The 412-nt window shown below is 35.4% G+C and carries 1 protein-coding gene; it reads right to left on the bottom strand.

The features are described 5' to 3' along the window. A partial coding sequence (locus P20652_RS20415; protein WP_033017691.1) for a hypothetical protein occupies positions 1 to 412 on the bottom strand: 412 nt, incomplete at both ends.

A 412-nucleotide genomic window follows, 5' to 3' on the forward strand; every position in this document is an offset into this window, starting at 1 on the left:
GTATTTCTTAAGTAATAATCAAGTCCATGTCCATACTCTTCGAGTAATGCACTTAGCATTAATGCTTTACCTTCGTTGTCGGCTAAGGCTTTTTCTATTAATGGATTAGTTAATAAAATACAGTTGTTGGTATTATCAAACGCAGCAAGATGGCCATATATTAGATGAGGTTCAACCTTAATTTCTATATTAGGGAGCTGCTTATCACTAGCCGCTCTATAAAAAGCTTGATAAACAGCGATAGGAATATCGCTACCAAATGTTGCAGCCATACTAGTAATAAACGGTACTTCAGCAATTTGTTCTGCTAGTAAATAAAGTTGTTCTCTTGCAAAACTTGAGCTGAAGCTGTATTCAATAATATCGTTTGTTTTTATAGAGCTGTCACTCAAATCAAACGCAGTCACTTGGC

Source organism: Pseudoalteromonas sp. BSi20652 (genome assembly GCF_000239855.1).
Taxonomy (GTDB): Bacteria; Pseudomonadota; Gammaproteobacteria; order Enterobacterales; family Alteromonadaceae; genus Pseudoalteromonas.